This is a genomic window from Luteibacter sp. P4_E6 (assembly GCF_056401535.1).
On sequence record NZ_JBFUJE010000260.1, the window covers coordinates 1 to 5,536 of the forward strand.

8 protein-coding genes and 1 pseudogene are annotated in these 5,536 nt (G+C 62.9%); 3 read left to right on the top strand and 6 right to left on the bottom strand.

Annotated elements, in window-relative coordinates:
- The 4 genes from AC1DT2_RS14790 to AC1DT2_RS14805 all read right to left on the bottom strand — a co-directional run.
- The coding region (locus AC1DT2_RS14790; RefSeq protein ID WP_477297120.1) for an OsmC family protein at positions 1 to 337 on the bottom strand (337 nt) is incomplete at its 3' end.
- 19 nt (positions 338 to 356) lie between these two features.
- A complete protein-coding gene (locus AC1DT2_RS14795; protein ID WP_477297122.1) occupies positions 357 to 1,127 on the bottom strand; it encodes an SDR family oxidoreductase in 771 nt (256 codons plus the stop codon).
- 133 nt (positions 1,128 to 1,260) lie between these two features.
- Entirely contained in the window at positions 1,261 to 2,274 is a 1,014-nt protein-coding gene (locus AC1DT2_RS14800; RefSeq protein WP_477297123.1) for a LysR family transcriptional regulator, read from the bottom strand.
- Positions 2,271 to 2,510 (bottom strand): sigma factor-like helix-turn-helix DNA-binding protein, encoded by a 240-nt coding sequence (locus AC1DT2_RS14805; protein WP_477297124.1) that lies wholly within the window; start codon positions 2,508 to 2,510, stop codon positions 2,271 to 2,273. The genes AC1DT2_RS14800 and AC1DT2_RS14805 overlap by 4 nt, the downstream gene beginning before the upstream one ends.
- Positions 2,511 to 2,667: 157 nt before the next feature.
- Here AC1DT2_RS14805 and AC1DT2_RS14810 point away from each other — a divergent pair, with 157 nt between their 5' ends.
- The 3 genes from AC1DT2_RS14810 to AC1DT2_RS14820 all read left to right on the top strand — a co-directional run bounded on the left by AC1DT2_RS14810 (position 2,668) and on the right by AC1DT2_RS14820 (position 4,424).
- Positions 2,668 to 2,988 (top strand): carboxymuconolactone decarboxylase family protein, encoded by a 321-nt coding sequence (locus tag AC1DT2_RS14810; RefSeq protein WP_477297125.1) that lies wholly within the window; start codon positions 2,668 to 2,670, stop codon positions 2,986 to 2,988.
- A gap of 60 nt (positions 2,989 to 3,048) precedes the next feature.
- Positions 3,049 to 3,471, top strand: coding sequence for a cupin domain-containing protein (locus AC1DT2_RS14815; RefSeq protein WP_477297127.1), 423 nt, complete (start codon positions 3,049 to 3,051; stop codon positions 3,469 to 3,471).
- Between the two features lie 77 nt (positions 3,472 to 3,548).
- The gene (locus AC1DT2_RS14820; RefSeq protein WP_477297128.1) at positions 3,549 to 4,424 is read left to right on the top strand and encodes an RNA polymerase sigma-70 factor; all 876 of its coding nucleotides are present in this window, start codon (positions 3,549 to 3,551) and stop codon (positions 4,422 to 4,424) included.
- A gap of 146 nt (positions 4,425 to 4,570) precedes the next feature.
- On the opposite strand, the gene greA is transcribed toward AC1DT2_RS14820, so the two are convergent.
- The gene (greA, locus tag AC1DT2_RS14825; RefSeq protein WP_063570732.1) at positions 4,571 to 5,050 is read right to left on the bottom strand and encodes a transcription elongation factor GreA; all 480 of its coding nucleotides are present in this window, start codon (positions 5,048 to 5,050) and stop codon (positions 4,571 to 4,573) included.
- Positions 5,047 to 5,536, bottom strand: a pseudogene (gene carB / locus AC1DT2_RS14830) (carbamoyl-phosphate synthase large subunit); the annotation flags it as partial. The gene greA and the pseudogene carB, both read right to left, overlap by 4 nt.

Consider the following 5,536-nt stretch of genomic DNA (forward strand, 5'->3'; position numbering starts at 1 on the left):
CCATGGGATCACGGCCGAAGGTCACCGATGCCGTGACCCGGGCGTCGGGAATCGACATACCGGCACGGGCGGCGAGCAGACTCAACGCACCGTGGAAGCACGCGGCAAAACCGGCCGCGAACAGTTCTTCGGGATTGGTACCGCCACCCGGACCACCCAGTTGGGCAGGCATGCGAAGCTCGAGATCGAGCGTGCCGTCGCGCGAGCGCGCCACGCCCGATGCACGGCCATGCACTGCCTCCCCGCCCGAGACGCTCACCACAGCGGTGTACAGCGGCGCGAAGTCCGCGCCTGTATAGCGGTCGAGGAACGAAACGGGCGGGCGCGTCGGTTTCATCGGTTCGTACGCGTCACGGTCAGGCCGCCGCGCCAGACCGCGCAGCCTCGGCCTGGTTGAACCAGGTCGCGAAGTCGATCTTGCCAAGCGTCGCACCCGGGCCCGGCACCAGCGAGTTCTCCTGCAGCACCGTGCCGAAATACAACGCCTTCGGATCCGGAATCACCTGGCGCGGATCCTTTGTCGCCGCGAGGTAACGCTGAACCAGATCGGCCATGCGGATCTTGTCCGGGCCACCGATTTCGATGATGCCGTTGACGGGTGCACCCACTGTCGCCGTGGTCATCGCATCGGCGACATCGTCGGAGGCGATTGGCTGCATATATCCCGTGGAAAGATGTACCGACTCACCCTTCGCGCTGGCCTGGACGATTCCCTTGAGGAATTCGAAGAACTGCGCTGACCGGACGATGGTGTACGGCACACCCGAATCATGGATCAGTTTCTCCTGAACGACCTTCGCGCGCAGGTAGCCGCTGTCCGGCAGTTCGTCGGTACCCACGACGGAGAGTGCGACGTGGTGCTGCACTCCCGCCTTCACTTCGGCCGCAGCGATATTGCGGCCCGACGTCCGGAAGAAATCGAGCACATCCTGGTCCGCGAACGACGGCGAGTTGCTCAGGTCGAGCACGGTGTCCACCCCCGTCATGGCCGCATCGAGCCCCTCACCTGTCATGGCATTGACCCCTGATGACGGCGACGCCGGGATGACGTCATGGCCGAGGGTGCGCAGACGGGGAACGACCTTGCTACCGATGAGGCCTGAGCCACCGATGACGAGAATTTTCATGGGGTATCTCCTGTTCGTACGAACATGGCGCCGCGGTCCGGATTCGGCGTGGCGAGTGTGGAAACAGTAGGCTGGCGCTGCGCCTCCCGGTAGAACCCCGGGGAGGACTACCGTGTTGCCTTTTGTGCACCAATCACCCGACGGCGGCCAGCAAGGCCACGACCGAGAGGCCACCGGCGCATTGCAGGTCCAGCGCGCGCACACGCGTGATCATGTAGTCGATGAAGACGCGAATACGCGATGGCAATTGTTGGCGGCTCAGATAGCAGATGTAGTGTCCGCGATCGTCAGGTGCGTACTGCGGAAGGCACGCCACCAGCTGTCCGGATCTCAGGTGCTCACACACCTGATAGGCAGCCAGCTGCACAAGACCGCGGCCATCCAGAGCCGCATCCATCAGGAGGTCGGTGTCGTTGAAGGTGAGCATCGCCTTGGGAACCACTTTCTGCAGGCGACCTTCGACCTTGAATTCCCACTCGTGGATACGCCCCGAGGCGAGCCGGAAGTTGAGGCATTGATGCTCCGCGAGCTCGGTAATCGTGCGCGGCAGCCCGTGCGTCGCCACATAGGCCGGCGATGCACAAACGACCATCTGCATGGGAATCAGCTGCCGTGCAATCACCTGGCTGTCTTCCATGCGCCCGTTGCGAAACGAGACATCGATCTGGTCCGTCGTGAAGTCGGCCGCGTGGTCGTCGAGCAACAGGTCTACCGCGATATCCGGATACATATCGCGAAAGCCGTTCAAGAGCGGCGCGACGACCTTACGGCCGAAGCCAACCGCCGAGCTGATGCGGAGCTGGCCTCGCGGCGGACCTTCGCGGAGCTCCTGCATGTCGGCCAGTGCCTGGGTGATGCGATCGACACCGGGCTTGCAGTTCTCGAAGAAGAGTTCTCCCTCACGGGTCAGCGCGTTACTGCGCGTCGTCCGGATGAAAAGGCGGGCGCCCACCTGCCCTTCCAGTTTCTGCACACTTCGGCTCACCGCCGATCGGCCGATGCCGAGGCGGTCGGCGGCCTTGGCAAAACTGCCTTCGTTCACCACGGCGATGAAAGCGATGACACCCGCGTAACTCGCGGAGAAGCTCGATGCCAGCGCGTCGGCGTGTTCGGCGACGACGAGACCTGGCGGGTTGTTGATAGTCATGATTTGTCTCCGCGTACGTTGTGCTCGTGCCGGACGGACTGGATATGGGAACGCGCTTGCTCCACGAGATCGCGGCTATGCCGTGCGTCGCAACGCAGCAAGGCCGCGACGTCGTCCACGCGCATGTCGAACACCTCGCTGAGGAGGAAGGCGACGCGTGCATCCAGAGGCAGTTGATCCAACAACGCCAGCAGCCCGGTCCAGACCACATCGGGTGAGTCTTTTAGTTCGTCCATACACAACAGACGCAGGCCGCACCGATCTTGTGACAGTTTCCCGAGGGATTTTCTGTAGGAGCCGATTCATCGGCGATAACCAGGTCGCCGAAACGCCATTGGTGCCCCTCACGCAACACGGTGATCCCGCGCACGGATCTACCGGGACGGGAGGCGCATGCCTAACCTCTGCGCTATTCCATTCCCCATCGCTAACGAGGCAATGACATGCGCGTCGATTATCAGAAGCAGTCCCCGGAACTGTTCAAGAAGTTCCTCGACTTCACCATGGCGTTCGGCCCTGACGCAGATCCCGGCGCAGGGCGTCGCCGATGAGATCTACGAGCGCGTCCGCACGCAGCTGTCCGAGAAGGAAATCTCCGACCTGACATTCTCTGTCATGGCAATCAATGCATGGAACCGCGTGAATGTGGCCTTCCACATCGAGCCGGGCATCTTTGACAAGGCGTATGGCCTCGAGAAGGCTAACCTTTCCTGAGTCCCGTTTTCCCGGGCGCGGCGCATGCCGCCTCGCCTCCTACCCTGCGAGGAATCTCCGATGCGRCACTTCAAGACGCTCGCCCTGCTCCTGGTGATGATCTGCGGCAACGCGGCCGCGCATGATCCTGCCGCCCACGGCGACGCGACGGCGCCGCAGGCCAGGGTGACCGAGAACATGACCAAGGCTCTCCCCGACTTCCCGGGCAAGGAGATCCTGACCATCACGGTGGACTACCCGCCCGGCGCCGTCGATCCGGTCCATCGTCATGGCGCGCACGCCGTCGTCTATGTGCTCGAGGGCTCGATCATCATGGGCGTGAAGGGCCAGAAGGAGCAGGTCCTCAAGGCAGGCGACACCTTCTACGAAGGCCCGAACGATATCCACACGGTCGGCCGGAACGCCAGCAAGACCGAGCCGGCCAAGTTCGTGGTGTTCCTTCTGAAGAACCAGAACGCACCGGTACTTATTCCCGTTCACTGAGGTGGTTCCACCAAGGCGGCCGGCGTTCGACTGACGTACCCTGTCACAGAGACCCAGGGAGCAACGTCTTAGTCTCTATGAATGACGCAACCGCCACGTTCACCGCGCTACGCCCGCGCCTGCAAGGCATTGCTTATCGGATGCTCGGCTCGATCTCCGAAGCCGAAGATGTCGTGCAGGATGTGTGGATCAGCTGGAACGAAGCCGACCGGGCCTCGATCGACAACGCCGAGGCCTGGCTGGTGACCACCACCACCCGGCGTTCGATCGACCGCCTGCGCGCGGCGAAGGCGCGTCGGGAGCACTATGCGGGCATCTGGTTGCCGGAGCCGGTCATGACGGAGGATTCCCGCTCGCCGGAGTCCCTGCAGGAGCTGGCCAGCGACGTCTCGATTGCCTTCCTGCTCCTGCTCRAACGCCTCACCCCCGAGGCTCGCGCAGCCTTCATCCTGCGCGAAGTCCTCGACTCGGACTATCCTGAAATCGCGCAGACCCTGGGCAAGACCGAGGCGGCATGCCGGCAGCTCGTCCATCGCGCCAAGGACCAGGTTCGCGACGAGCGCCCCCGCCAGTCGGTGACGCCAGCCACCCACCGCCATCTGATGCACCGCTTTGCCAGCGCCCTCTCCGCGGGCGACTTCCCCGCGATACGCTCCATGCTCGCGGCCGATGCCGTACTCATGGGCGACGGCGGCGGCAAGGTCAACAGCTTCCCGAAACCCATGGTCGGCGGCCAGCGCATCGCCCAACTCTTTTACGCGGCCAACCTCCGCTACAAGTACGGCCTGCGCCTGGAACTGGCGACCATCAACGGCGAGGCCTCGCTACTGCGTTTCCTCAACGGTGCCCTGGAATCGGTGCAGACCTACGTCGTCGACGGCGAGCACATCACCCAGATCCTCATACAGCGCAATCCCGACAAGCTCGAGCGCATCCTGCAAGCCCTCCACTAATCCGCCTTTTGTGGGAGCCGATTCATCGGCGATTGGGTGCTTGCATCAACCTTGCCCGCCGCCGCGGGATCGCCGATGAATCGGCTCCTACAGAAAGCAAAAAGCCCCTCGCAGAGGGGCTTTTCTCGTCAGCATGCAGCCAGCGATCAGCTGTAGCGGACTTTCTCGATCGAGTAGGTCTTCACGCCGTTGGGAGCGGTGAAATCGAACTCATCGCCTTCGCTCTTGCCGATAAGCGCGCGAGCAATGGGAGACGACACTGCGATAAGGCTCATCTTGATGTCGGCCTCGAGATCACCCACGATCTGGTAAGTCACTGCCACATCGGTATCCACATCGATCAGGTCGACGATAGCGCCGAACGCGACACGCTTACCCATCGTCAGGCGTTCGGTATCGATCACCTCGGAATTCGACAGCGCGCTTTCCAGCTCTTTAATACGGCCTTCGTTGAAACCATGCATCTCACGCGCTGCATGATACTCGGCGTTTTCCTTCAAGTCGCCATGAGCGCGAGCCTCAGCGACGGCCGCGACAATCTCCGGCCGTTTGACGCGCTTCCGGTGCTCAAGCTCGTCGCGCAGACGATCGGCACCCCTCTGGGTCATGGGAGGACGGCTGCTCATGCGTTCAGCTCCTTATGCAGTTCCTGCAGGCTGTTCACTTCGCCATTGGCATGGAAGTCGAGCGAATGCACGAGGGCACGCGCGCCTGCGACCGTCGTGGAATACGTGACGCGCTGCTGCAGCGCTTCGCGGCGGATCGAGAAGGAATCGGAGATGGCCTGCTTGCCTTCCGTGGTGTTGACGATATAGACCACTTCGCCGTTCTTGATCAGGTCGACGATATGCGGGCGGCCTTCGAGCACCTTGTTGATGCGCTCGCACGCCACGCCGTTGTCCTGCAGGAACTTCGCCGTACCCGAGGTGGCGACGACCACGTAGCCACGCTCGACGACGTCCCTGGCGATCGGCAGCAGGCGGTCCTTGTCGGCATCGCGCACGGATACGAACACCTTGCCCTTCGGCGGTGCCTTGATGCCAGCGGCCTCGTGGCCGCGCGCGAACGCGGCGCCGAACGTACGGCCCACGCCCATTACTTCACCCGTGGAT

Bases quoted from the DNA above. Each gene is read 5' to 3' on its own strand.
- AC1DT2_RS14805 (WP_477297124.1), bottom strand. From the start codon at position 2,510: ATGGACGAACTAAAAGACTCACCCGATGTGGTCTGGACCGGGCTGCTG.
- AC1DT2_RS14800 (WP_477297123.1), bottom strand. From the start codon at position 2,274: ATGACTATCAACAACCCGCCAGGTCTCGTCGTCGCCGAACACGCCGAC.
- AC1DT2_RS14795 (WP_477297122.1), bottom strand. From the start codon at position 1,127: ATGAAAATTCTCGTCATCGGTGGCTCAGGCCTCATCGGTAGCAAGGTC.
- AC1DT2_RS14810 (WP_477297125.1), top strand. From the start codon at position 2,668: ATGCCTAACCTCTGCGCTATTCCATTCCCCATCGCTAACGAGGCAATG.
- greA (WP_063570732.1), bottom strand. From the start codon at position 5,050: ATGAGCAGCCGTCCTCCCATGACCCAGAGGGGTGCCGATCGTCTGCGC.